At 59.3% G+C, this 22,733-nt stretch carries 23 protein-coding genes and 1 tRNA gene; 16 read left to right on the top strand and 8 right to left on the bottom strand.

Annotation, left to right across the window (positions count from 1 at the left end):
- Nucleotides 1-17: 17 nt before the first annotated feature.
- Nucleotides 18-692, bottom strand: coding sequence for a head GIN domain-containing protein (locus B150_RS0113765; RefSeq protein ID WP_020400521.1), 675 nt, complete (start codon nucleotides 690-692; stop codon nucleotides 18-20).
- Nucleotides 693-869: 177 nt separating this feature from the next.
- Between B150_RS0113765 and B150_RS0113760 the strand changes: the two genes are divergently transcribed.
- Nucleotides 870-1,238, top strand: coding sequence for a DUF2794 domain-containing protein (locus B150_RS0113760; protein ID WP_020400520.1), 369 nt, complete (start codon nucleotides 870-872; stop codon nucleotides 1,236-1,238).
- Between the two features lies 1 nt (nucleotide 1,239).
- Here the strand turns inward: B150_RS0113760 and B150_RS0113755 are convergent, their stop codons facing one another.
- Nucleotides 1,240-2,523 (bottom strand): NRAMP family divalent metal transporter, encoded by a 1,284-nt coding sequence (locus B150_RS0113755; RefSeq protein WP_155860068.1) that lies wholly within the window; start codon nucleotides 2,521-2,523, stop codon nucleotides 1,240-1,242.
- A gap of 257 nt (nucleotides 2,524-2,780) precedes the next feature.
- On the opposite strand from B150_RS0113755, the gene B150_RS21140 reads away from it, so the two are divergent.
- A complete protein-coding gene (locus tag B150_RS21140) occupies nucleotides 2,781-3,248 on the top strand; it encodes a glyoxalase superfamily protein (protein WP_020400518.1) in 468 nt (155 codons plus the stop codon).
- Between the two features lie 78 nt (nucleotides 3,249-3,326).
- On the opposite strand, the gene B150_RS0113745 is transcribed toward B150_RS21140, so the two are convergent.
- Complete coding sequence (locus tag B150_RS0113745; protein WP_020400517.1) at nucleotides 3,327-3,512, bottom strand: hypothetical protein; 186 nt, start codon at nucleotides 3,510-3,512, stop codon at nucleotides 3,327-3,329.
- Nucleotides 3,513-3,710: 198 nt separating this feature from the next.
- Between B150_RS0113745 and dauA the strand changes: the two genes are divergently transcribed.
- Nucleotides 3,711-5,480 (top strand): C4-dicarboxylic acid transporter DauA, encoded by a 1,770-nt coding sequence (gene dauA / locus B150_RS0113740; protein ID WP_020400516.1) that lies wholly within the window; start codon nucleotides 3,711-3,713, stop codon nucleotides 5,478-5,480.
- Here the strand turns inward: dauA and B150_RS22530 are convergent.
- From B150_RS22530 to B150_RS0113725, 3 genes are all read right to left on the bottom strand, one after another.
- Nucleotides 5,477-6,379 carry a diacylglycerol/lipid kinase family protein gene (locus B150_RS22530; protein ID WP_020400515.1) on the bottom strand — a complete coding sequence of 301 codons (903 nt, stop codon included), beginning with the start codon at nucleotides 6,377-6,379 and terminating at the stop codon, nucleotides 5,477-5,479. The genes dauA and B150_RS22530 overlap by 4 nt on opposite strands.
- 97 nt (nucleotides 6,380-6,476) lie before the next feature.
- Nucleotides 6,477-7,373 carry an ROK family protein gene (locus B150_RS0113730; protein ID WP_020400514.1) on the bottom strand — a complete coding sequence of 299 codons (897 nt, stop codon included), beginning with the start codon at nucleotides 7,371-7,373 and terminating at the stop codon, nucleotides 6,477-6,479.
- Between the two features lie 165 nt (nucleotides 7,374-7,538).
- A complete protein-coding gene (locus B150_RS0113725) occupies nucleotides 7,539-9,044 on the bottom strand; it encodes a hypothetical protein (protein WP_155860067.1) in 1,506 nt (501 codons plus the stop codon).
- Nucleotides 9,045-9,173: 129 nt separating this feature from the next.
- Here B150_RS0113725 and B150_RS21130 point away from each other — a divergent pair, with 129 nt between their 5' ends.
- The 4 genes from B150_RS21130 to B150_RS0113705 all read left to right on the top strand — a co-directional run bounded on the left by B150_RS21130 (nucleotide 9,174) and on the right by B150_RS0113705 (nucleotide 12,083).
- Nucleotides 9,174-9,575, top strand: a complete 402-nt coding sequence (locus B150_RS21130) for a response regulator (protein WP_020400512.1) — start codon at nucleotides 9,174-9,176, stop codon at nucleotides 9,573-9,575.
- Between the two features lie 57 nt (nucleotides 9,576-9,632).
- Nucleotides 9,633-10,406: an Hpt domain-containing protein gene (locus B150_RS0113715; RefSeq protein WP_020400511.1), complete on the top strand. Its 774-nt coding sequence runs from the start codon at nucleotides 9,633-9,635 to the stop codon at nucleotides 10,404-10,406.
- A 94-nt stretch (nucleotides 10,407-10,500) separates the two neighbouring features.
- On the top strand, nucleotides 10,501-11,043 hold the full coding sequence (locus B150_RS0113710; RefSeq protein ID WP_020400510.1) for a methylated-DNA--[protein]-cysteine S-methyltransferase: 543 nt from the start codon (nucleotides 10,501-10,503) through the stop codon (nucleotides 11,041-11,043).
- A 200-nt stretch (nucleotides 11,044-11,243) separates the two neighbouring features.
- Entirely contained in the window at nucleotides 11,244-12,083 is an 840-nt protein-coding gene (locus tag B150_RS0113705; RefSeq protein WP_020400508.1) for a universal stress protein, read from the top strand.
- On the opposite strand, the gene B150_RS0113700 is transcribed toward B150_RS0113705, so the two are convergent.
- Nucleotides 12,080-15,184 carry a beta strand repeat-containing protein gene (locus tag B150_RS0113700; RefSeq protein ID WP_020400507.1) on the bottom strand — a complete coding sequence of 1,035 codons (3,105 nt, stop codon included), beginning with the start codon at nucleotides 15,182-15,184 and terminating at the stop codon, nucleotides 12,080-12,082. The genes B150_RS0113705 and B150_RS0113700 overlap by 4 nt on opposite strands.
- Nucleotides 15,185-15,476: 292 nt before the next feature.
- On the opposite strand from B150_RS0113700, the gene B150_RS0113695 reads away from it, so the two are divergent.
- On the top strand, nucleotides 15,477-16,562 hold the full coding sequence (locus B150_RS0113695; RefSeq protein WP_020400506.1) for a serine hydrolase domain-containing protein: 1,086 nt from the start codon (nucleotides 15,477-15,479) through the stop codon (nucleotides 16,560-16,562).
- A gap of 41 nt (nucleotides 16,563-16,603) precedes the next feature.
- Here B150_RS0113695 and B150_RS0113690 read toward each other — a convergent pair.
- Nucleotides 16,604-16,678 (bottom strand) — tRNA-Thr (locus B150_RS0113690).
- A 173-nt stretch (nucleotides 16,679-16,851) separates the two neighbouring features.
- On the opposite strand from B150_RS0113690, the gene B150_RS23340 reads away from it, so the two are divergent.
- The 8 genes from B150_RS23340 (at nucleotide 16,852) to B150_RS0113650 (ending at nucleotide 22,639) form a co-directional block, all read left to right on the top strand.
- Entirely contained in the window at nucleotides 16,852-17,013 is a 162-nt protein-coding gene (locus tag B150_RS23340) for a hypothetical protein (protein ID WP_020400505.1), read from the top strand.
- A 117-nt stretch (nucleotides 17,014-17,130) separates the two neighbouring features.
- Entirely contained in the window at nucleotides 17,131-17,685 is a 555-nt protein-coding gene (dcd, locus tag B150_RS0113680; RefSeq protein WP_020400504.1) for a dCTP deaminase, read from the top strand.
- 101 nt (nucleotides 17,686-17,786) lie between these two features.
- Entirely contained in the window at nucleotides 17,787-19,067 is a 1,281-nt protein-coding gene (gene murA / locus B150_RS0113675; RefSeq protein ID WP_020400503.1) for a UDP-N-acetylglucosamine 1-carboxyvinyltransferase, read from the top strand.
- Nucleotides 19,068-19,187: 120 nt separating this feature from the next.
- Nucleotides 19,188-19,622, top strand: coding sequence for a DUF2948 family protein (locus B150_RS0113670; RefSeq protein WP_020400502.1), 435 nt, complete (start codon nucleotides 19,188-19,190; stop codon nucleotides 19,620-19,622).
- A 109-nt stretch (nucleotides 19,623-19,731) separates the two neighbouring features.
- Complete coding sequence (gene hisG, locus B150_RS0113665) at nucleotides 19,732-20,400, top strand: ATP phosphoribosyltransferase (protein ID WP_020400501.1); 669 nt, start codon at nucleotides 19,732-19,734, stop codon at nucleotides 20,398-20,400.
- A complete protein-coding gene (hisD, locus tag B150_RS0113660; protein WP_020400500.1) occupies nucleotides 20,384-21,685 on the top strand; it encodes a histidinol dehydrogenase in 1,302 nt (433 codons plus the stop codon). Before hisG ends, hisD begins: the two co-directional genes overlap by 17 nt.
- A gap of 4 nt (nucleotides 21,686-21,689) precedes the next feature.
- Nucleotides 21,690-22,187, top strand: coding sequence for a UPF0262 family protein (locus tag B150_RS0113655; protein WP_020400499.1), 498 nt, complete (start codon nucleotides 21,690-21,692; stop codon nucleotides 22,185-22,187).
- A complete protein-coding gene (locus B150_RS0113650) occupies nucleotides 22,184-22,639 on the top strand; it encodes an arsenate-mycothiol transferase ArsC (protein WP_020400498.1) in 456 nt (151 codons plus the stop codon). Before B150_RS0113655 ends, B150_RS0113650 begins: the two co-directional genes overlap by 4 nt.
- Nucleotides 22,640-22,733: the final 94 nt, after the last annotated feature.

The following is a 22,733-nucleotide window of genomic DNA, read 5'->3' as shown; positions in this document are numbered from 1 at the left end:
TGATTATATTATATTGCTTATTTAATGCGAATGCTGCCGAGGAAGCCGTCGCTTTGGCGCACGCGGCTTGGCTCACCATAAACAGTGATGGAGCCGATACCGCTCACGTCTGCGTCCACGCTTTTGCTGGCAAACACCACAGCTTCGCCAACGCCTTTTACAGCCACTTCAACGTCTTCACACTTGAGATCTTCGGCGTCCACGTCACCTGCGCCTTTAAGCTCAAGCTCGAGCGAACCGCACTTGCCTTCAATCTCCACGTCGCCAGCGCCCTTGATATCAATCTTCAGGTCTTTGCTGTCGATGCCGCGAAGATCAGCGTCCACTGCGCCAAGCACTTCAAGTTCGGCCAGCATTTCCATGGTGATCTTCACGTGCACATTGTGGCCGTGAATTTGGATGCCGTCGTCGCTGTCGTCGGTATCCATGTCGATCACAAGGGTGTCGCCGCGAACGTAGGTCTTGATGTCGGCGATATAGCCTTCGTGGGCTTCAATCTCGACCGACTGGCTTTTGCCTGCCGTCAGGTCCAGCTCGATACCGCCCTTGACTTGAACGCGGGTGAAGGTCTCAACGTCGCGGGTCTGGCTGATGCGGCTGCCATGTTCTTCATGGGCGCTTGCAACTGTCGTAACAGCACCAGCCATAGCCAATGCAACCACGCCGTGACGGAGTGAAAGAAACTTTTTCATGGGATATTCCTCGCTATATTTTTCTTTTGCCGTGATTTTTTATATATCGGCTCGTTATAGTCTCATTCATGTAATCACTCGTCAAGGCGTTTCAAGGGCTGCTATCTCGCGCTTGCCAAGGAAGCTGAAAAGCCGCACAATGCCCTGAAGGCCAAGGGTTTGGCCTGTGAGGAGTGCATGGACGACACGTCTTATATTCCATTTGGGGCTGAAAACCTGGGCCGCACCAGCGGCAAGCAGGCGCCCCGCGCGGTGTATTTCATCCGCCCAGAGCTCACCAAAATCCTTAATGTTTATGGCCGCATGGTCTCATCCGGCAACTGGCGCGACTATGCGATTGACCACCTGCGTAATGAGGCCATCTTCTCGGTCTTCCGCCGCACGAGCGAAATGCCGCTTTACCGCATCATCAAGGAACCTGCACTCGCGCGCGAGCAAGGCATGTGGCGCATCATGGGGATGGACGGCCAGATCCTGAAGCGCGGCCGTGACCTTGACCACCTGCTACGCTATTTCGACCGCCAGCTTCTGCGCGCGGTCGACTGACCTAGCTCACGAGCAACCACAGGTACACAAACGCAAACGCCCCCAGCACTGTAATACTCAGGTAACTCCAGACCAGAATGCCGCCGCGCGGGCGGTGTGCTTCCGGCACATGCGGCTGCATCATGGTGCGGTGATTAAGCCATGCGAACACGGGCGCTGTTAGGAAGGCGATGGAGGTTACGAGGTCGATAAACGCGCGGAAGCCTTGCATGAAGAAGGCAACAAGCAAGAGCGCTGCTACACAAAGGCCCGCCAACACGAAGATATAACCCCGGCCCGAGCCTGCTTTCACATCCTCTTCCCGCTCCCCGCGCAGGGTCGCGAAACTTACGACAAGCGCGCGGGTCAGCCCATCAAGCACAGTGATCGCCGTGGTGAACATCACGGTAAAGGCCGCCACACCCACCACGGGCGCGGACCATGGGCCAAGCGTATGGGAATAAAGCGCCACAAGCTGAGCCGCGAAGCCCGGTGCGCTGTCTTCCGGCACCACACCGGAGGCATGCATGACACCCGCGCCCAGCAGCATGAAACAAAGCGCCAGCAAGGTGGTCCACACATAGCCCACATTGAAATCGGTGACCGCTTCACCCACCGCCGCGTCCCGCGCCGCATCGGTCGCGGGCACCGCATCACCACCCGCTTGCTTGCGCGCGAGCGTCCACAGGCTTGAGAAGACGGAGGCTTCGATCGGGGTAGGCATCCACCCGGCGAGCGCCACAACAAACAGGAAAGCGGTAAGGTCAAAAGGTGGTGCGCTGTCTGGGTAAAGCGACCAGTCCACATTGGGGAGCACAAGCACCGTCGCCACGAGGGTGGAAAGGGTGAGGACCGCCATGAAGAACCGGTTCACGCTTTCCAGCAGCTTGTAACGCCCGAGCGCGAGGAAAAGTGCGCATGCACCGAGCACAATAGCGATGGTGCCCAGAAGCGGCAGGTTCACACCGAGCACCGCCTTGAACATGCCTGCGGTCACCACACCAATCGCCGCCACCGCGAAGCCGTGCGCAAACACAAATACCGCCATCAGGAACAGGAGCGGTAGAAGCCCGATGCGCCGGTAGCCCGCAATCAGGGTTTCGCCGGTCGCGGCGGCATAGGCTGCGCCGAAGCGGTACGCCGGATATTTCGCGATATTGGCGAGGAGGATAACTCCGGCAAGCCCCAGCCCAAAGACAGCCCCCGCGCGGGTTGACTGCACAAGGTGCGATGTACCGATGGCCATACCGGCAAACAAAAGGCCGGGCCCAAGCTGGCGCAGCCAGCCCAAGGATGATTTTTGCAAGATGTCCTCCCCTACTCGTTGCGCGGGAGCGTATCACCGGCAAGGGAACGCGCCAAGCATGCAGATGAAAACTTGACGCAGGGCCACGCACGTGACAGAAAGCCCACCGGCTTGGGGCCGCCTGCCGCCCGCGCGGAAACGTTTGGTGAAGGTCCCGGAACACTTTTTGTTCGCCCAATTGCCCATGAGCGGCATGCCGGTGGCAATGCGGGCCCCGCTAGAGCAACTGTGCCGTTCGCAGCAAAAGGCGAACCATCATGACTGACAATCTGTCACGAACAAAGAGCCGCGCCAAACGGCTCCGATCCTATTTGGCCACGCAAGACATTGCCATCACACACGCCCAGAGCCTCGAAGCCATTGCACAAGAAGATGGTCACCGGGACTGGAACACGCTTGCCGCGCTTCTAGCGGCCGAGAGTGAACCGGCCCGAGCCACAAGCGAGGATAACAACCCGGCTTCGACGCTCCCGTTCAAAATCGGGGACCGTGTCACAGGCACGTATCACGGCAGCACCTACACAGGCGTTATCCTGGGGCTTGAAACAGCCAGCAGTGCTGGCGTTTGGCGCGTGAAACTGCACTTCGACCAACCGGTCGAGGTGGGGCCGGGGCCCAACCTGCGCTTCCACCGCCAGCGGGTACGCATGAGCATTGACGCAAGCGGTACGTCCGTGAACGTTTACGGCGCGCGCGACTGCCACCTGACGATGCAGCATCTATAGCTGCACGCATGTCCTGAAATATACAGAGCCGGGCGGTATTACCCGTCCGGCTCTTGTTCAGCGTCGCCCTAGTGAGGGTCAGTCTGCTATGCTGTCAGGCGAGGCCTGCGTTTCATAGCTGACGCCGTGAGCGCGCAGATAATCCCGGATCAACTGGCGCACCACCTGCGATGGTGTCAGGTCCTGCAAGGTACATAATTGCTCAAACGCCTGCTTCTTGTGGGGGTCAATCAGCAACGTCAAACGCGCTGTTTTCTTTTCCATTGAAGATCTCCCATATCATTAACATTGAATGTTAATAGCGCCGCCTCCCGCATGCAATGCCCAGGTTTGTTGCAGCTTCAAACCTCATGCGCACTTCTTGCACATGATTATAACCATATGTTAATGTTATTAACATAAATTCGCTGTAAGGGCCGCCACGACCGGCCGTGCCCAACACGCTGCAACAGAGGTCACCCCATGGCCGACCACCGCTTTTTGCCTTCCCTGCCCGCCCTTGCCACCGGCCTGCGTGCCGCCTGGCGTGATGGCTATGGCCTCGCTGATCTACGGAAAGATATTCTCGCGGGGCTGACAGTCGGCACTGTGGCCGTGCCGCTTTCGATGGCGCTGGCGATTGCCACCGGCGTGCCGCCGCAACACGGCCTCTATACCGCGATTGTTGCGGGCGCGATCATTGCGCTTATGGGCGGCGCACGCTTCAGTGTGTCGGGGCCTACAGCGGCCTTCGTTGTCATCCTGCTGCCCATCGTCAAACAATATGGTTTGGGCGGACTTCTCATTGCTTCAATGATGGCAGGGCTGATCCTCATCGCGCTTGGTATCACCCGTATGGGGCGCTTGATTGAATTTGTGCCCTATCCCGTCGTGCTTGGTTTCACAGCAGGCATCGCCGTGGTGATCGCTGTCCTGCAAATCCCCGACTTCCTCGGGCTGGAGACAGACAAGCTAGGCGAACACTTTCTTGGCAATGTCGGCCATATCGCTACTGCGATACCAACGCTCAGACCGCTTGAATTTGCCGTTGGCGCTTTCACCCTCGCGGTCATGCTTGTGTGGCCCAAATTGCGCACGCCGGTTCCTGCACCCCTTGTAGGCCTTATTGCCGGGGCGCTTGCTGCATGGGGCCTTGATATGGCGTTCAGCGGGCCCGATACCGCTGCAGGCATTGAGACCATCGCCTCACGTTTCACATGGGAGGCTGGCGGTATAAGCGGTAGCGGCATTCCGCCCATCGCGCCCGACTTCAACGTACCGTGGCATCTACCGGGCCCTGACGGTCAGCCCATCACGCTCGACTTCGCGCTGATACAGGCGCTGATGGGCCCCGCCTTCGCCATCGCCATGCTGGGCGCTATTGAGAGCCTGCTTTGTGCCGTCATATCGGACGGGCAGACCAAAACCCGGCATGACCCGAATGCGGAGCTGATCGGCCAAGGCCTTGGCAACCTTGTGGCGCCCCTGTTCGGTGGCATCACAGCCACGGCAGCCATTGCGCGCACCGCCACCAGCATCCGCAGTGGCGCGCGCTCCCCCATCGCGGCCATTGCACACGCTGGCATCGTACTTCTGAGCGTGCTTCTGCTGACCGACCTTCTGGGCCGCGTGCCCATGGCGTCCCTTGCGGCACTGCTGCTGATCGTGGCATGGAATATGAGCGAAGCCCGGCGCTTCCTCTATATCCTGTGCACCGCGCCCGCAGGCGACGTGGCGGTTCTTATCACCTGTTTCGGCCTGACGGTGGTCTTCGATATGGTCATTGCGGTCGCCGTCGGCATCGGCCTCGCTGGCATGCTTTTTATCCGCCGCATGGCCTTGCTGACCGAGACCAAACTTGTAAGCACTGCAGGGCATGCGAAGGACAGCGCTTTCCCCGGCGGCACTGCTGTCTATGACATTAACGGCCCGCTTTTCTTTGGTGCAGCCGAACGGGCCCTCACGTCGCTCAATCAGGTCGACAGTCGTATCAGGACACTTGTCATCGACATGAGCGACGTACCGAGCATCGATGCCACCGCGATCGTCGCCCTTCAGTCGATGATTTCGGAGATGCAGCGCAAGGGTATTGCGCTTGTGCTCGTCGGGCTTCAACCGCGCATCATCGTCAAACTCAGGCGTGCGGGCATCCGAAAGGCGGCAGGTTCGCTCGCTTACCGCACAAACCTCGCACACGCAGAATCTGTGGTGGCGCACTGGGAACAACTGCGTGCGGAAACCGTGACAGTCTAGACGTGCGCGCGAAAGGGAATGGGCACAAGGCGGGGTGTAACGGTGGCCTTGCCGTGGCCGATAAAGTCACCGTCCAGCTGGATAGGGGTACCTTCATCACCAAGCGACAGGCTGCCATTGCCAAGCATGCGGCAGTTCGCCCGCCGGTCCATATGCCCGATAGCGAGGATGACTTGGTCCACCATGCGAGGCCAAGCCCCTGCCCGCGGCATCATCAGACATGCGAGGCCAGCCTTGTTGGCTGCCGTCTGGCGCGTCAGCACAAAGGGGCCCGCATAACGCTGGATATTGGCCGCCACAATCCAGGCGGCTTCACCTGACCCGCTGCCTTCCTCGCTCCAGCGGATCAGCGGTTCCTTGCCGTCCTGCCACAGTGCCTTGAAGGTAGCTGGCACAAAAGAGGGCCGACCGATCTTGGCCTTGAGCCACGGCGAAACATATTTGAGTACACGGGCATCAAACCCTGCACCAAGCCAGCACACACCCATGCGGCTGGCGCCCGCAAACTGCACATCAAACGGGTAAACATCGCGAAGAGAGCGGGACAGGATGACATCGGAGACATGGGTCGCACTGATGCGCCCGCGCGGCATATAACCAAGCTCACGCGCCAGCACATTCGCAGTACCCGCCGGGATAATGCCAACCGGCATACCGCGGCCAAAAACCCCTTCCGCAACGTCGCGGATGGTGCCGTCGCCCCCTGCTGCAATGATCACGTCGGCGCTTTTGGCACTGATGATATCGTCGACCAGTTGGGTCGCGTGGCCAGCGGCTTCTGTCGGCACGATGCGCACGTCCTGCCCGCCACGGCGCAGCCGCTCCGCCACTTCATTGACGAAAGGCTCCTTGCCGCCGCCCGATATCGGGTTCCTGATAATGACTGCACGTTCGCCCATGATCCGCTCACCTTGAAAAGTTGCGTAAGAGAAAGCGATTAGCCCACGTTTTGCAAGGGGTGTGCGGAAATTTCACATGCCGCGCCATTGGTGAAACCTAGCGACCGCCGGTTGCCTTATGCTGGCGTGCGAGCAGGAAGGCGCCCACAAGGCCCGATATCTTGCCAAGCGCGGGCTCTGTAATATAGCGCTCAACGCCACCCGCGCGGGTAATAACGGGCACGTAGCCGCCAAGCAGCCGTTCTGTCTCACGACGGACTTTGGCGATCAGGCTTTTCTGCGCCATCACACCGCCGCCAAGGATGATGCGTTCAGGCGCATAGGCAAGCACAAGGGTGCGGCAAAGCTGGCCAAGGTAATAAGCCTCTGTCTGCCACGCCATATTGTCCGCCGGCAGGATGGACGCCGGCATGGACGCCCGCGCCGCAATCGCAGGGCCAGCTGCAAGACCTTCAAGGCAATCCGTATGGAAAGGGCATTGGCTTTGAAATTTTTCATCGCCATGCGCACGCGGCACGGGCATGTGCCCCAGTTCCGGATGCAGGGTGCCGTGCAAAAGCTTGCCTTGGCTGAGCACGCCAACACCGATACCAGTACCAACCGTGACATATACAGCGTTATCAAGCCCGCGCGCGGCACCGATGTGTGCCTCCGCCAGCACAGCTGCATTCACATCTGTATCAAGGCTGACCCGCACACCCACCTGATGGCCAAAATAATGGGCGAGGTTGGTACCGGCCCAGCCGGATTTGGGCGTGGAGAGCAACGTGCCGTGGGTCGCGCTGCGGCCGAGGTCAACGGGGCCGAAACTGGCGATCCCAAGGCCGGTGATGACGCCGAAACGCACCTGCGCATCCTGGAAGAAGCGCGCACATGCGGCCAGCGTTTCATCAGGCGTGCGTGTGGCGATGGTTTCCTGCGCCCAGATATCATTATAGGAGCCGCCAACCGCGCACACAAATTTGGTGCCACCCGCTTCAATGGCCGCAAGCATGGCTGCCTCCGCCCGCTGAAGATAGGCTGCGCACGTCTGGTTCTGAAATGCCCAACAGTCGGATCACCTGACCCCTCCCGCACGACCCCACAGGGCCTTCTTCCGCGAACTATAAGGCATAGCGACTATATTTCAAACACTTAGCAAACAGGTAGCGCGGAGCGCCTACATGCTCTCGATGAAATAGTCGTACATGGCGCACAGTTCTTCGGTGCGGTCATCGTCGGTCTCGACCCCGGTCGCGTCATTGAGCGCTTCCATGAGCTGTTGTTTGCTTTCAAGGAAATGCAACATCAGGCGGATGGCAGCCTTGCGGCAGCGGCCATTTGTGAAGGCGCCGAGGATCAGCATCTCAAGCACATAGATGCCCTTCTCGCCCGTTCCTGTGCGCAGGTAGCGGAATTTCTGGAACACCTGCCGCTCACGGATGAACGCTTCCTGCAGGCGGGAGAGATGGGTGATCATCTCGTTCGTCATGCCAAGCGGCATGTTCGCCTTGCGGATTTTCTGCTCCAAAATGCCGTATAGCGCTAACTGATCCATCGGGGAGCGTGCACCACTTTCCAGCAAGCGCGAGAGGTCTCGCTGCATCATATAGTCCATGATGCGGGTCTCAATGCGGGCGAGATTGCGCTCACCAAACACCAGCGGGTAGATTTTGAGCAATTCCACCGTTTTCGCGAACACGCCGTGATGCTCGGCAGTATATTCATCCAGCTGCAATTGCCCGGTACGCCGCGCTACCTGTGTGTCCATTGCGGTCAGCAGGTCCTTGGTCGCAAACCAGCCGCCCGCCGCCACCATTTTTTTGTTGAGTTTCGAGAACTCGGTCAGCTCCCACATGGCCAGCGGGATCGCGTCAAGCGCACGCGGCGGCGTAAAATGTTTGGTGTTGGTGATGATGCGCTCAAACGCGTTCTGGATGGCGTTCCTTGTGTAGCGCAGGTCGTATTTGCTCATGAGCGTGGTCAGGCGCTGGATCAGTTTGGTGCTGCCGCGCCGTGGCTGTGGCTGTGCTGATATGAGGCCCATGAAGTCATGCAGGAGCGCGAAGGGATTGCTTTCCTCGACAAAAATATCGGCAATGGCCTGGTCAAGCGCAAAGAGCCCAGCCAGCATCTCGTCCGCCACTCTCTGGATGGCTTCATCCTCGTGTTTTTCAAGCACCACGACAAGGCGTTCGGCCTTCGTGCCCCAGCTGGGTGAGTTTTCCAGATACCGCATGACCGACATAATAAGATGCCGCCGCGCCGTTACCTTGCCGACACTGCGTTCCCGCGCGCGGTAATGCGCCTCAAGCCCCGAGGGGCCGATGGGCATCAGCTCAACCTGTTCGTCACTCGCAAACTGGAAAAAGCGGTCCAGATAGCTGCGCAGCTCCTTCGCGCGCTCGCCCGGCTCACCGCCTGCCATCTCAGCCTGACGCTGGGCGCCGGTGCTGATCGCTGCATTATAAACCGCAACGCTATTGCGCAGGTCAGCCATCGCTTCCTTGTTGGTCAGGAGCTCAAGCGTCGTCAATTTCTGGTGTTCAAGCCACGGCTTCAGGATGCGGGTCGCGAGGTTCACGGCCGTGGGGTGCAAAAGATGCTCCGGCTCGGTGCAAATGATGGCACCGTGTGCGCTCGCTGCGCCTGCCCCGCCATCCGCATTTTCACCCGCTCCAGCCACCAAACGCTAAACCCTTGACCGAGTTAATAAAAAATTCAAACATTCGCGCGTAGAAACGGAAAACCCGTGCGCAGGCACAGCCTATAATATAGACTGGTGTCTGCATAACATTTTTTAGGGCGCGCCTGAATGAGTGTAATCCTGCATGTTGATGATGATGAAGTAATGCGCAAACTGGTCGCAGGCTATCTGACCGACCTTGGGCATGAAGTCGTCTCCGCAGAAAATGGGCTGGAAGGCATGAAAATGGCCGAACAGATGTCGCCCGACCTCATCCTGATGGATATTGATATGCCGGTGCTGGACGGTTATGCCGCCACCCAGCAACTGCGCGGCAAGGGCTATAAAGGCCTCATTGCGGCGCTGACGGGCAGTGAGCGGGTGCGCGACCTCGCCAATGCCGTTGTTGCCGGCTGCGATGATTTTATTCCCAAACCGCTTACGAACGAATTCCCGGAACTCGTGACCGCGATCCTCGAAAAAGAAGACGAAACCGACAATGCAATGGAGGACGACTTCTTTGACGACTGAGAAGCCGGACCGCCTTTTTATCCCGCCAGAAAGATTTGTGTTTAGGCCCCGTGTAAGATGATGGAAGAAACCCTGATCGAGAAACTCAGAACCGAGTTTCTTGAAGCCACCGAAGATAATCTCGACTTTATCGAAGATATCTCGAACCAGAGCCTGGAGGGTGCCATCGCGCCTGAACAGGCGTTCGAGGAAATCCGGCGGCGCATTCACTCGATCAAGGGTACCGCAGCCAGCGTTGGCTACCCCATCACCAGCACCATCGCCCACCGGCTTGAAGATTACCTTGAAGGCGCCAAGGACCTGAATGAGGTGCTGATTGGCGGCATCGGCAAATATGCCGACAAGATCAGGGATATCATCACCACCGGCAAGGAACCGGCACCACAGGAAACCGCCACGCTCCTGCGGTCGCTGCCCATGAGCTACCAAAGCAGCGATTTCCAGATCGACGTTCTGGATGTGGAAGTGCTGCTGGTATCGCCGTCCAAGATGATCTCGAAAATCGTGCGTAACGAACTGATGCAGTGCGGCTTCCGCGTGGTGCGCGCGACGGGTGCCATGGAAGCTTTCCAGCTTGCCGTGCGCTCCCAGCCGGACGCCATGGTGTTCGCGCAAACGCTTGACGAGCTCTCCGGCGCCGACCTCGCCCGCGCCTTCAAGGCCATGAGCACAACGGCGGACAAGCCCATCGGCGTGCTCACGAGCTTCCCGCTTGACCACCCCGGCCTGCAAGGCCTGCCGTCCGACGTGAAGATCATCCGCACCGGGCGTGTGCATTTCCCCGACGACATGGGCGACTTCCTCGCCTACATCCAGACCGAATTTTTGTAAGCCAAAAACAAATCAATAGTCATGCCCGGATATAGGTAGATTTCGCCCCGCGTGTGGGCGAGATTAGGTGCAGTCTTGCGTCAGGAGAAAAGGCATGAAAACGCGTATTTTCCGGAAGCTGCCCGAGGGGAGCCAGTACCGCGCGACCACAAGCCCGGTGGGGCCCTTGCATCTGGTTGCGGGAAACAACGCACTCCATGCCATCATCTGGGAATGTGACCTTGAGAAGCCGGTGACCGCGGCCACCATCGCGGCGTTACCTCGCGCCACCAGGCCGCATGGGGTACTGGACACTGCTGAGGAGCAACTGGACGAGTATTTTAACGGTACGCGGCACACGTTCGACCTACCACTCGCCCCCATGGGCACAGACTTCCAGCGCGCCGCCTGGTTTGCGCTCATGGATATTCCTTACGGCGAAACCACAAGCTATGAGGCGCAGGCCATCCGCCTTGGCGGGCGGGAGAAGACCCGCGCCATTGGTACCGCAAACGGCATGAACCCTATTTCCATCATCATGCCCTGCCACCGTGTTGTGGGCAAAAAGGGTGCGCTTACCGGCTTTGGTGGCGGGTTTGAAGCCAAGGCCTTCCTTCTCGAACACGAGGCCAGAACAGCAGGGCGCACACTCTGTTGATGGGCGCTGCACACACCGCATGTACCTCGCTCAAGATGTACGGCAAAAACTATGTTGGCATGACAGCCACTCTATCTCGCCAACCCCTCAAAGCCATGCCCAGTAAGCGGGGCTGCGACACTGTGGCCCCCGCCTTCCCCTTCATTGCACGCCCCATTTACGCTAGCATGGCTGCCTGACACACGGTTTGGGAGGTTGCGATGAAAATTCTCGTCATTTGGGGCATGGAAATCAAGGCGCCGGGCTTGCTCGCGCGCGTGCGATCACTTACGCCGGAGGACGGAGCCAAAGTCACCATTGCCGTGCTGTTCAACAAGGCTTCCCGCGCGGGTTGGGGCGATATCACACCGTGTGACCTGATGGCCGATATTCGCGCGCAAGCGGCAGAAGCGCTTGGGCCGAACGTGACTGTGACGGTGGAAAGTGACGACACCGACGACATCGCGGACTGGGCGCTCCATAAAGCGCATGACGGTGGTTTTGCGCTGGTCGTCAAGACCGGCCACCGGAGCGAAAGCTTCCTCCACACCCCGTCGGACTGGGCGCTCATGCGCGGGCTTGAAGTACCCTTCTGTATCGCCTCCCCCATGAAGCTGAAAAGCCGCCCCATCATCCTCGCCGCTGTGGACCTTGATACCGCTTCCGCCGAAGCCGCGATGACAGACGCGGTGCTGACACAAGCGGCGAAGCTGGCCCGGGCGCAGGACGCAACGCTTGAAGTGGTGCATGTGCTTGCTGTCAACCGCGCGCTGGCGGAGATTGACGCCGTGGACCCTGAAACCGTGCTCTACGAGAAAGGCCCTGCCGCCCAGAAAGCGCTGGACGAGCTTCTGGCTGCCCGCAGCATCCACGCTTCCGCCACCCATATCCTTGCGGGCTCACCCGGCCTTGTGGTTGCCAAACTGGCACGCAAGCGGAAAGCCGACCTTGTGGTGATGGGCAGTGCGGGGCGCACCGGCCTGCGCGCCGCCCTTCTTGGCAACACGGCGGAGAAATGTGTGCATGAACTCAAGACAGACCTGATGGTCGTCAAAAGTTAGATCACGACATTCATTCCGCTCAAGTCTGTCACCGCCAGACCCGCGAGGAAAACACTTTCGCCGTCACCGAGGTCGATTAGAAGGCCCGCTTCGCCGCCCTGGGCGCTGTTGCTGGCGGCGGCTTCTAAAGCAGCAAGGTTTGCAAAACCGCGCGCTGCGAGGTTGAGGGTATCTTCATCCACGTCAAAATCGGTCACTGTGTCATTGCCGCTCAAGGCCCCGAAGATGAACTGGTCAGCGCCCGCGCCGCCCGTGAGCATGTCATCACCTCCGCCTGCCCACAGCACATCATTACCCGCACCGGCGATAACAACATCATCGCCCGCACCGCCATAGAGCGTGTCATCGCCCGCACCGCCAAGCAGGCTGTCGCTGCCGTCGCTGCCGCAAAGAATGTCATTGCCCGCGCCGCCGTCCAGGGTGTCGTCCCCCGTGCCGCCGCCAACGTGGTCATCGCCGCCCAGCGCGAACACTTGGTCATTGCCACCACGTGCCCATATGCCGTCAGCCTCGTCACTGCCGGTCAGGGTTTCATCCGCCGCTGTGCCCGGTAGCATGACGCTCTCGCGCACATCGATCACATCAAACCGAAGGAAGGCGCTTGTACGCAGGCCGTGGCTGTCCTCAGCGTAGACCCGCACCGTGATCTCGTCGCCGCTCTCAAAATCAAGTGTGACATCGTCGTTCAAATAAAGGCTGTCGCCTTCCACCCTGAAGCGTTCATCGGCAACAGAGAAGCTGACATCGCCGCCATCGGGGTCGGTCGCTATAAGCTGGCCAACAAAAGCGCCCGCTTCATTCTCGCGCACGCCGTCGCTGGCGAGGCGCGGGGCGGAAGGCGGGTTTTCGCCGCCGCTCAGGGTCACAGTGACAACCTGTGTGCTGCCGTCCGTGGCGGTAAAGGTGTGGCTGTCGGTGAGGGCTGCACCGTCACCCAGCGTCGCCAATATATCGCTGTCTGCTACATAGGTCCAAGTGCCCGACGTCAGCACAAATTGGCCGTAAGCATTATCGCCTGCGACTGACGCCACATCGGCGAAACTTGGGCTGTCATCCGCATCCACATCAGAAATGCTGAGTGTACCAGACGTGCTGGTGCCGCTGCCTTCAACGATGGTGCTGGTGAAGGTACCGCTGACCACAGACGCATCATCCGTACCGGTGATGGTTACCGTAATTTGCTGTGTGCTGCTGTCGCTTGCGGTGAAGGTGATGGTGTCTGTCACCGTGTCACCATCATCAAGGTCCTGTACCGCGCTTTCATCAAGCGTGTAGGTCCAGGTGCCGGAGGTGAGCACGAAGCTGCCGTAGGCATTATCCCCCGCGGTTGACGCCACGTCGGAGAAGGTTGGTGCGTCGTCAGCGTCGGCGTCGTTAATTGTAATGCTGCCCGTGGCCGTTACCGCCGCATCGCCCACGTCACCCTCTGTCACTACGCCCGCAAAGGTACCGGAGATGACAGATGCGTCCGCGGTGCCGGTAATCGTCACCGTAATTTGCTGTGTCGTCGTGCCATCAGATGCTGTGTAGGTGATGGTGTCGGTGACCATGTCGCCGTCATCGAGGTCCTGCACGGCTGACTGATCCAAGGTGTAGGTCCAGGTCCCCGCGCTCAGTACAAAACTGCCGTAACCATTGTCACCCGCTGTGCTGGCAACGTCCGGCACAGTTGGGTCGGGGTCGTCGTCCACATCCACAACGGCCACGGAACCACTGGCGGTGACCGCGCTGTCGCCTATGTCGCCTTCGTCCACGTTACCGGTGACGGTACCGGTGAAGGCCGCGTCATCATTCGCGCCGTCAATGGTGATGGTGATGTCCTGCGTGGTGCCGTCGGCTGAAGATACCGTGATGGTGTCCGTCAGGTCGTCGCCAACATTCATGGCGTCAACGGTCGCGTTTGCGCTATCGACCGTATAGATCCAGTCGCCGTTCGCAGCGATCTCGAGCTCACCGTATGTCCCGTCAATCGTGTCCGAGTTGAACTGCTCATGCGCGGCGCCATTGAGGTCGCTGATGGTCAGGTTGCCGGAAACCGAAGGGCCGTCTTCGCTGATGCTGTCAGCCGTGTCGCCGCCGATTGTGGGGGCGAAGGCTGGGCCGAGGCCCGAGGCCACACCGTCCGGGTTCGCAAGCGCCACATAGACCTGCGCGCCAGACGGCAGGGTGCGCAAGGTCAGTGCGCCGCCATCACCCGACAGCGAGTTGAATATCTCGCTAAGGTCGCTCTCGATCGTCGGGTTGTCACCCGCATAGAGCTGGGAAAAGTCGTCCAGCACGTTGGTGCCGCTGAAGGTCAGGATCTGGCCGTCACCAACGAAGGAGACTGCAGTATTTGCACCAGCGACAATGCTGTTCTGAAGCGTAACAAAGGCATCAGTCCTCAGCACAAGCTCATTGTTGCCGTTACCGGTCAGCACACTGTCGCTGATGGTCAGGCTCATATCCTCGACGCGCAAACCATTACCGGTGTTGCCTGCAATGGTTACCGCGTCAAAGGATGTCACGGTATTGGCGTCAAAGAGTATGCCATCACCCGTATTGCCACTGATGCTGCTGTTGGTGATCGAGACCGTGCCGTTGCGGATATCCACCACCGCGCTCGCTGCTGTGTTGCCCTCAACGCGTACGCCATCAAGCGTGACATCGGCACCGTTCGAGACAATGCCGGGGGAGATGGCGCTATTCCCGGTGATGATGCTGTCGCTGATCGTCAGGTCGGTGCCAGTACCCGCATGAACCGCCATGCCACCGTCGACACCGGTAATGACCAGGCCATTCAGCGTGGCATCAGTGCCCGACGAGAAAACGTCAAACAAAAAGCTGCCATAGCCGTTGCCATCAATCGTTATATCGGGCGCACCGTCACCGTCGATATCGCCGTTGATGGTGATGTCATATTGAATTTCATAGGTGACTGCCTCGGTGATGCTGGAGCCGCTCAGGAACGGATCAAAGATGATGGTATCACCGTCCCGCGCGAGGCCGATGGCCTCAAGGAGCGACAGGCCGAGGCCGTCCGCCTCTTCGGAGGCAAGGTTACCGCCGCCGTACGCGTCGGTTGAACTGCCGGAGATGGTATCAACGGTAAAGGTGGTCATGGTCACTTCCCCTGAAAGGCACACAAAGTTGCAGCGCATACAAGGAAGGGCCTCTCCGGTCGGACCGAAGAAGAAAGTAGAAATATACAACCCCCGTATGCCGCCCGGACCGGGCGGTGCGACGCTCGTGCAAAACGTTATCGCGAGTGTGAGTGTTGCACGAAACACAGGGTGCGGCAAGCTTAACCACCCGGAAAGCTAAGGTCTCCAGTGCAAGAGAGAATTGTGCCTAGTGCATTGAACGCACTGCATGTTTCACCTACATAGGGCAAATAAACATGCGAGGACATCAATGAAAAATACAATTTCTGCGGCGCTTGTGGCGACAGCCCTCTCCTTTGGCTGCGGCGTTCATACAGCCTATGCCGCTGACGAGACGGCCGTACCAACGCAGGATCATCTCCCCGGCATTCTGGATACGGTCGGGTTTTCGGGCACACTCCTGGTCTCGAAAGGCGGCGATATACTACTGCATCAAGCAGTCAACAAATCACCACAGGCAGACGCGGAACTAATCACAACTGACACGCCTTTCATCATCGCGTCCATGAGCAAAAGCTTCACAGCGGCGCTTGTGCTCAAGCTGGTGGATGAAGGCAAACTCTCGCTCGACGATACACTGAGCAGCCTGTTGCCGGACTTTGACGCGCCCTATGCCGCCAAGGTCACCTTGCGGCAGATGCTGCAGAACCGCTCCGGCATTCCGCACTATATCGATATCCCCGGCTGGTTCGATAACGACATCAAGCGCACCTTCACGGCCGAGAGCTTCATGGATACGCTCAAAACACTTGAGTTGAAGTTCGAACCCGGCAGCGACTATCTGTATTCCAACGTGAATTATTACCTGCTCGCCCGCATCATCGACCGTTATGCGGGCATGCCTTATGAGGATTACCTGAAAACAGAGATCCTTGAGCCTTTCGGCATGCGTTCGACCGGGCAGATATATGAAGCTGGGACAGGCACACTCGCGCCCAATTACCTGCGCGGTGACGACGGCAGCTTTGAAGAAATCCCGGTCACCAACCCGGCGCTGTTCCGGGGCACCGCCTCGATGTACTCCACCGCCGCCGACCTGAACGCCTGGGGACACGCGGTGCTGGACGGGAAAGTCTATTCCACGGCGGCTGCCCGTGAAGCCTTCAATGAGGCAACCCCGATGGCATGGAGCGTGGGCAAGCTCCCGGTATCCGAGAGCCGCGCGCTTGATGTGCACTATTATAATGGCCGCCTGATCGGGCACCTCAGCCTCATCCTGCTGCTGCCGGAAGTGGACGGCGTGGTCGTCGTGCTCAACAACAACACCGCAGGCTATGAGAATATGCTCAAAATCGGCAGCAAACTCGCCGAACAGCATTTCGGTGGCGCGGAGTAATCTTCGCACGGCTGATCAAGGTAGAGTTTTTCTTTGGAAAATGGTGCTGCTGGGGAGATTTGAACTCCCGGCCTCTCCCTTACCAAGGGAGTGCTCTACCCCTGAGCTACAGCAGCGTAACCATATGCGGGGTCCACGGTGTTTCGTGGCACGCCGGGGCTATTGCCACAGCCACGCGGTCGATGCAAGCCAAAAGCGTAATAATTTTGAAAGCCTCACGCTTGCCCGCGCGCAAGCCTAACATTTCGCGCTTGAAAAAGCGCCGCCTTTTGCGGCATTTAATTCTCCCATGAGCAAGAGCACAAAAGATTCGGACCGCATCACGCAGGACGTGGGCAAGCTGCACGACGCCGACAAGCAGGCGCGGCTTGCAGAAGCCCTGCGCGCGAACCTCAGGCGGCGCAAGGAACAGGCGCGGGACCGCAAATCCGACGACGCTGACGGCAAGTAGGCCCACCACCCCACATCTTGTAGATTGGTGCTTGTTCGCCCCCAAGGATTGCCGTACTAATGCGGGAAAGTCCGCCACCGGGCAGCCAATGCAAGACTATTCAGGGGAGCACCGACCATGTCCATCATGTCTGATAAATGGATTCGCGAAATGTCGAAGGAACACGGCATGATCGAACCGTTTGTGGATGGCCAGGTGAGGAAAGACAATATCTCCTACGGCCTCTCGTCCTATGGCTATGACGCGCGGGTGGCGCCCGAGTTCAAGATTTTCACCAATGTCGATTCGGCGATTGTGGACCCCAAAGACTTCTCGCCAAAAAGCTTTGTCGACCGCGACACCGACGTATGCATCATCCCGCCGAACAGTTTCGCGCTCGCACGCACGGTGGAATATTTCCGTATCCCGAAAGACGTGCTCGTTATCTGCCTTGGTAAATCCACCTACGCGCGCTGCGGCATCATCGTGAATGTGACGCCCTTGGAGCCCGGCTGGGAAGGCCATGTGACGCTCGAGTTCTCGAACACCACGCCGCTGCCGGCCAAGATTTACGCCAACGAAGGCGCGTGCCAGTTCCTGTTCCTGCAGGGCAATGAGCCGTGCGAAGTGGCCTACTCCGACCGGCAGGGCAAATACCAGGGCCAGCGCGGCGTAACGCTTCCAAAGCTCTAGGGCGGAAATTTTCAAAAAGGCGGCAATCATGCCGCCTTGATGCCTTTTTTGGCCGCCATGGTGCGGGCATTCATTAACTCATTTCTGAGGTTACACCACCCATGGAAAAACTCGTCATCACCGGCGGCACTGCGCTTCACGGCACCATTCCCATCTCGGGCGCAAAGAATGCTGCCCTGCCGCTGATGTGTACCTGCCTGCTGACGGACGAGCCGGTCACGCTTGAGAACCTGCCGCGGCTCGCGGATATCACCACGCTCACGGACCTCCTGAACCACCTCGGGGTGACGGTCACGATCGAGGGTGGGCGCGGCGGCATGATGACGGGCCGTAGCCTCACCTTTGATGCCCACACCATCCACGACACCGTGGCGCCCTATGACATCGTGCGGAAAATGCGCGCCTCCATCCTCGTGCTCGGCCCCTTGGTCGCCCGCGCAGGCGAAGCGACCGTATCCCTGCCCGGCGGCTGCGCCATCGGCACGCGCCCCATTGACCTGCACCTCAAGGCCATTGCGGCGCTTGGTGCAACGATCGAGATGGAACAGGGATATGTGCGCGCGTCTGCACCCGATGGCCTCAAGGGTGGGCGTATCCGTTTCCCGTTTGTCTCCGTCGGCGCGACCGAGAATGCGCTGATGGCAGCAGCGCTCGCCAAAGGTACCACCACCATCGAGAATGCCGCGCGCGAGCCGGAGATTGTCGATCTCGCCAAATGCCTCAATGCCATGGGCGCCAAGATCACCGGCGCGGGGCATGAGACCATTACCATTGAAGGTGTCGAGAAGCTGCACGGCTGCACCCACGCGGTGATGCCGGACCGGATCGAGGCTGGCTCTTATGCCGTCGCGGCGCTGATGACGCGCGGGGACCTGTTCCTTGAGGGCGCGAAGGGTGACGACATGCAGGCGACGCTCGACACGCTTACGGAAGCCGGCGGCATCATCACGGTCGAAGAGGGTGGCGTGCGCGTGAAGGCGAACGGCCATGTGCAGGGTTTCAACGTAGTGACCCAGCCCTTCCCCGGTTTCGCGACCGACATGCAGGCCCAGTTCATGGCGCTGGCGTGTGTGGCTGAGGGTGCGAGCGTGATCACCGAAGCCATCTTCGAGAACCGTTTCATGCACGTGTCGGAACTGATGCGCCTTGGTGCCAATATCACGGTCAAAGGCTCAACCGCCACGGTGCGCGGCGGCAAGCCGCTCAAAGGTGCGCCCGTCATGGCGACAGACCTTCGCGCCAGTATGGGTCTCGCGCTCGCGGGGCTTGTCGCGGAAGGTGAGACCACCGTCAACCGCCTCTACCACCTTGACCGGGGCTATGAGCGTCTGGAAGAGAAGCTGAAGGCCGTGGGCGCACAGATTGACCGCGTGACCGACTGACCCGCAGCATAATTTTCCGCCTTCAACAGATTTTCTGCGCCCATACAGGCGTTTAAGCACTTGAAGCGGAAGGCGTGCGCCCGTACATTGCGCACGAATATGAATTCAAGGCCCAGGGTAATGAGCGACAGTTTGAAACTATTGGCGCAAAGCGCGGAAGACCTCACGGTGATGTCGAGCCTGATGCAGGACGCCACCGTGCGCACGGGTGATATTGATTTCACCCCAAGCGCGCACCGCCTCACCTTCGTCGCCAACCGCTTCCGCTGGGAGAAGAAACGCAAGTTCTTCCGCCCGAAAGGCGAGCGTGTGCGCACTGGCCTTCACATGAACGGCATCCTGAAGGTGCAGGCCCAAGGCCTTGACCTCGGCAATAAGGACGAAGTGCTGGATCTCCTGAGCATGGAAGCGCACGAGAATGGCGAGGCCTTCGATATCCTGTTGAATTTTGCCGGTGGCGCGACCCTCAAGCTCACGGCCGAATGTGTGGACGCTGCGATGGCGGACCTCACCGAAGGCTGGGAAGCCCTCGCCCGCCCGCATCATACCAATTAGGCCACACGCTAGACTAAAGCGTGAGGGTCACATCATTGTCGGAACGCCAAACCGACATATAAACAGCCTATGGAATATTTCCCTTAAAACAAACGACCGGACCAACATCATGGAACTCAGTGAAAAACTGGTACTCGCCCTCCCGAAAGGCCGCATCCTTGAAGAAGTGATGCCTCTCGTGCATGCGGCGGGCATCCATCCGGAACCGGCGTTTGATGACCCCAAATCCCGCGCGCTGCAATTCGACACCAACGTGAAGAACCTGTCGATCATCCGCGTGCGTGCGTTCGACGCTGCCACTTTCGCGGCTTTCGGAGCGGCGCATCTCGCCGTTGTCGGCAATGACGTGCTGCAGGAATTTGGCTATTCGGACCTCTATTCCCCGCTGGACCTTGATATCGGCCACTGCCGCCTCTCGCTAGCGATGCCCGAGGATGAGGCGGACGAAGACCCGCGCGAATGGTCCCACATTCGGGTGGCGACCAAATACCCGAACCTCACCCGCCGCTACTATGCCGAACGCGGCGTGCAGGCCGAATGTATCAAGCTGAACGGTGCGATGGAACTGGCGCCGCAGCTTGGCCTGTCGCGCCGCATTGTGGACCTTGTGTCAACCGGTGGCACGCTTAAAGCCAACAAACTGAAGGAGGTGGAGGTGCTGACGCATATTACCTCCCGCCTTGTGGTTCATCGAGCCGCCTTCAAGACCCGCCCGCGGGAGGTCAGCTACTGGATTGAACGTTTCAGGGAGGCCGTGAAAAATGGTTCTGCGTCTTAAATCGACCGCCGCAGACTTTGCGGCAGACTTTGAAAAACTGCTGACCGCCAAGCGCGAAACCACGACCGACGTGCGCGACGTGGTAACGGGCATCATTGAGGACGTGAAGGCGCGCGGTGACGACGCGCTTTATGACCTCACCACCAAGTTCGACCGCTTCGATGCCCGCACGCGCGGCCTTGTGGTCACTGCGGAAGAAGTGGACGCCGCTTGCGCGCAGGTGGACGCCGCAACCATGGACGCCCTACGTGTTGCGGCGGACCGTATCCGCGCCTTCCACGAGCGGCAGGTGCCAGACGCGCTGGATTACACCGACGACGCCGGCGTGCGCCTTGGCCAGAACTGGCAGGCGGTTGAGGCGGCGGGCCTTTATGTGCCCGGCGGCACCGCAAGTTACCCCTCAAGCGTTCTGATGAACGCTATCCCCGCTAGTGTCGCGGGTGTGGACCGTGTGGTCATGGTGGTGCCGACGCCGGATGATGTTTTGAACCCGCTTGTGCTCGCGGCTGCCAAGCTCGCGGGCGTGACCGAGATTTACCGCATTGGCGGCGCACAGGCTGTGGCCGCACTTGCTTTCGGAACCGAAACAATTGCCCCAGTCGACAAGATCGTCGGCCCCGGCAACGCATTTGTGGCGGAGGCCAAGCGGCAGGTCTTCGGCAAGGTGGGCATTGATACCATCGCAGGCCCCAGCGAAATCCTTGTGGTCGCTGATAATCAGAACGACCCGCGCTGGATCGCCGCGGACCTTCTCTCGCAAGCTGAGCATGACACAGCGGCACAAAGCATCCTGATCACCGATGACGCCAAATACGGTGAGATGGTCGCCAAGGCTGTTGAAGATCACCTCGCCACCCTGCCCCGCGCCGAGATCGCGCTTGAAAGCTGGAACACCTATGGTGCCATCATCGTGGTGGAAACGCTTGAGGACGCTATCCCGCTCATCAATCGCCTCGCGCCCGAGCACCTTGAGCTCGCAGTCGCGGACGCGGAAGCCATGCGCGTGAAGGTACGGAACGCTGGTGCCATCTTCCTTGGCCGTTATACGCCCGAAGCCATCGGGGATTATGTCGCGGGTCCGAACCACGTTTTGCCCACGGCACGCGCAGCGCGTTTCTCCTCGGGCCTCAGCGTTTATGACTTCATGAAACGCACGACTTTCGTGGGCTGCACGGCGGAAAGCCTACAGGTGATCGGCCCTTCTGCCGTTCGCCTCGCGGAAGAAGAAGGGCTGGACGCGCACGCGCTTTCTGTTGCTATTCGCTTGAAAGACCTTCAAAAATAGCATCATGGCCAAACACAAGCTTGTAGATGTGACGCTGGATGAAAGCACCATGACGCGCTGGAGCGCGGATGTGGAGCATGAGCGTCGCATCGCGATTTTTGACCTTCTCGAGGAAAACAGCTTCGAGCTTCTGAAGTCGGCGGACGAACGTTATGTTGGCCCTTACAAGCTGCATCTCTCGATCACCGAAGGGCGGCTGGCCTTTGATGTGAAAAGCACGGGCGACGATGTGCTGATGAGCTTTCGCCTCGCCGTCACACCGTTTCGCCGCATCATCCGTGACTATTTCGCCATCTGTGACAGCTATTATGAAGCGATCAAAACCGCGAGCCCCAGCCAGATCGAAGCCATCGATATGGGCCGGCGCGGGCTTCATAACCAGGGCAGCGAACTTCTGATGGAACGACTGGACGGCAAGATCAAGGTGGACATGCCAACCGCCAGGCGGCTGTTCACCCTTGTATGCGTTTTGCACCTGAAGGACGGACGGGGCCCACGATGAGCGAGACAGCAAACACCCCAGCGCCGGGCAAGGCCCCGGCCAAAAGTGTGCTTTTTGTCTGCAACCAGAATGCGGTCCGTAGCCCGATGGCGGAAGCACTGGCGAAACGCCACAGCAAACGGCGGCTATTTGTAGAATCAGCCGGGCTGATCGCGGGCGCGCTTGACCCCTTCACCGTCTCCGCAATGGCGGAAGAGAAGATTGACCTGTCCACCCACAAAGCGCTGACGCTCGCGGACGTGGACCTTACGGCGTTTGACGCGGTGATCGCGCTGACCGCCGAATCACACGCGCATCTCAAAAAGCAGAAGCTCAAATCACCCGAGTCGCTTGAGTTTTGGCCCACGCCAGACCCGACAGACAGCGAAGGCAACCGCAATCAGGTGATGGACAGCTACCGCCTTGTGCGTGACCATCTCGAGGTCCGTATCGCTGACCGTTTCCCGTTCTAGCTGCGTTACAGCCACACCCAAAATCAGGCCCTTGTGGCAAAATGAGCCCAAATCGCACAAATATCGTGGGATTTCCGCCAAAATTGTTGCATTT

It is taken from the genome of Kordiimonas gwangyangensis DSM 19435 = JCM 12864 (assembly GCF_000375545.1).
Classification (GTDB): domain Bacteria; phylum Pseudomonadota; class Alphaproteobacteria; order Sphingomonadales; family Kordiimonadaceae; genus Kordiimonas; species Kordiimonas gwangyangensis.
The sequence above is the reverse complement of the archived record's forward strand: the minus strand, read 5'-3'. Positions and strand labels throughout refer to the sequence as shown.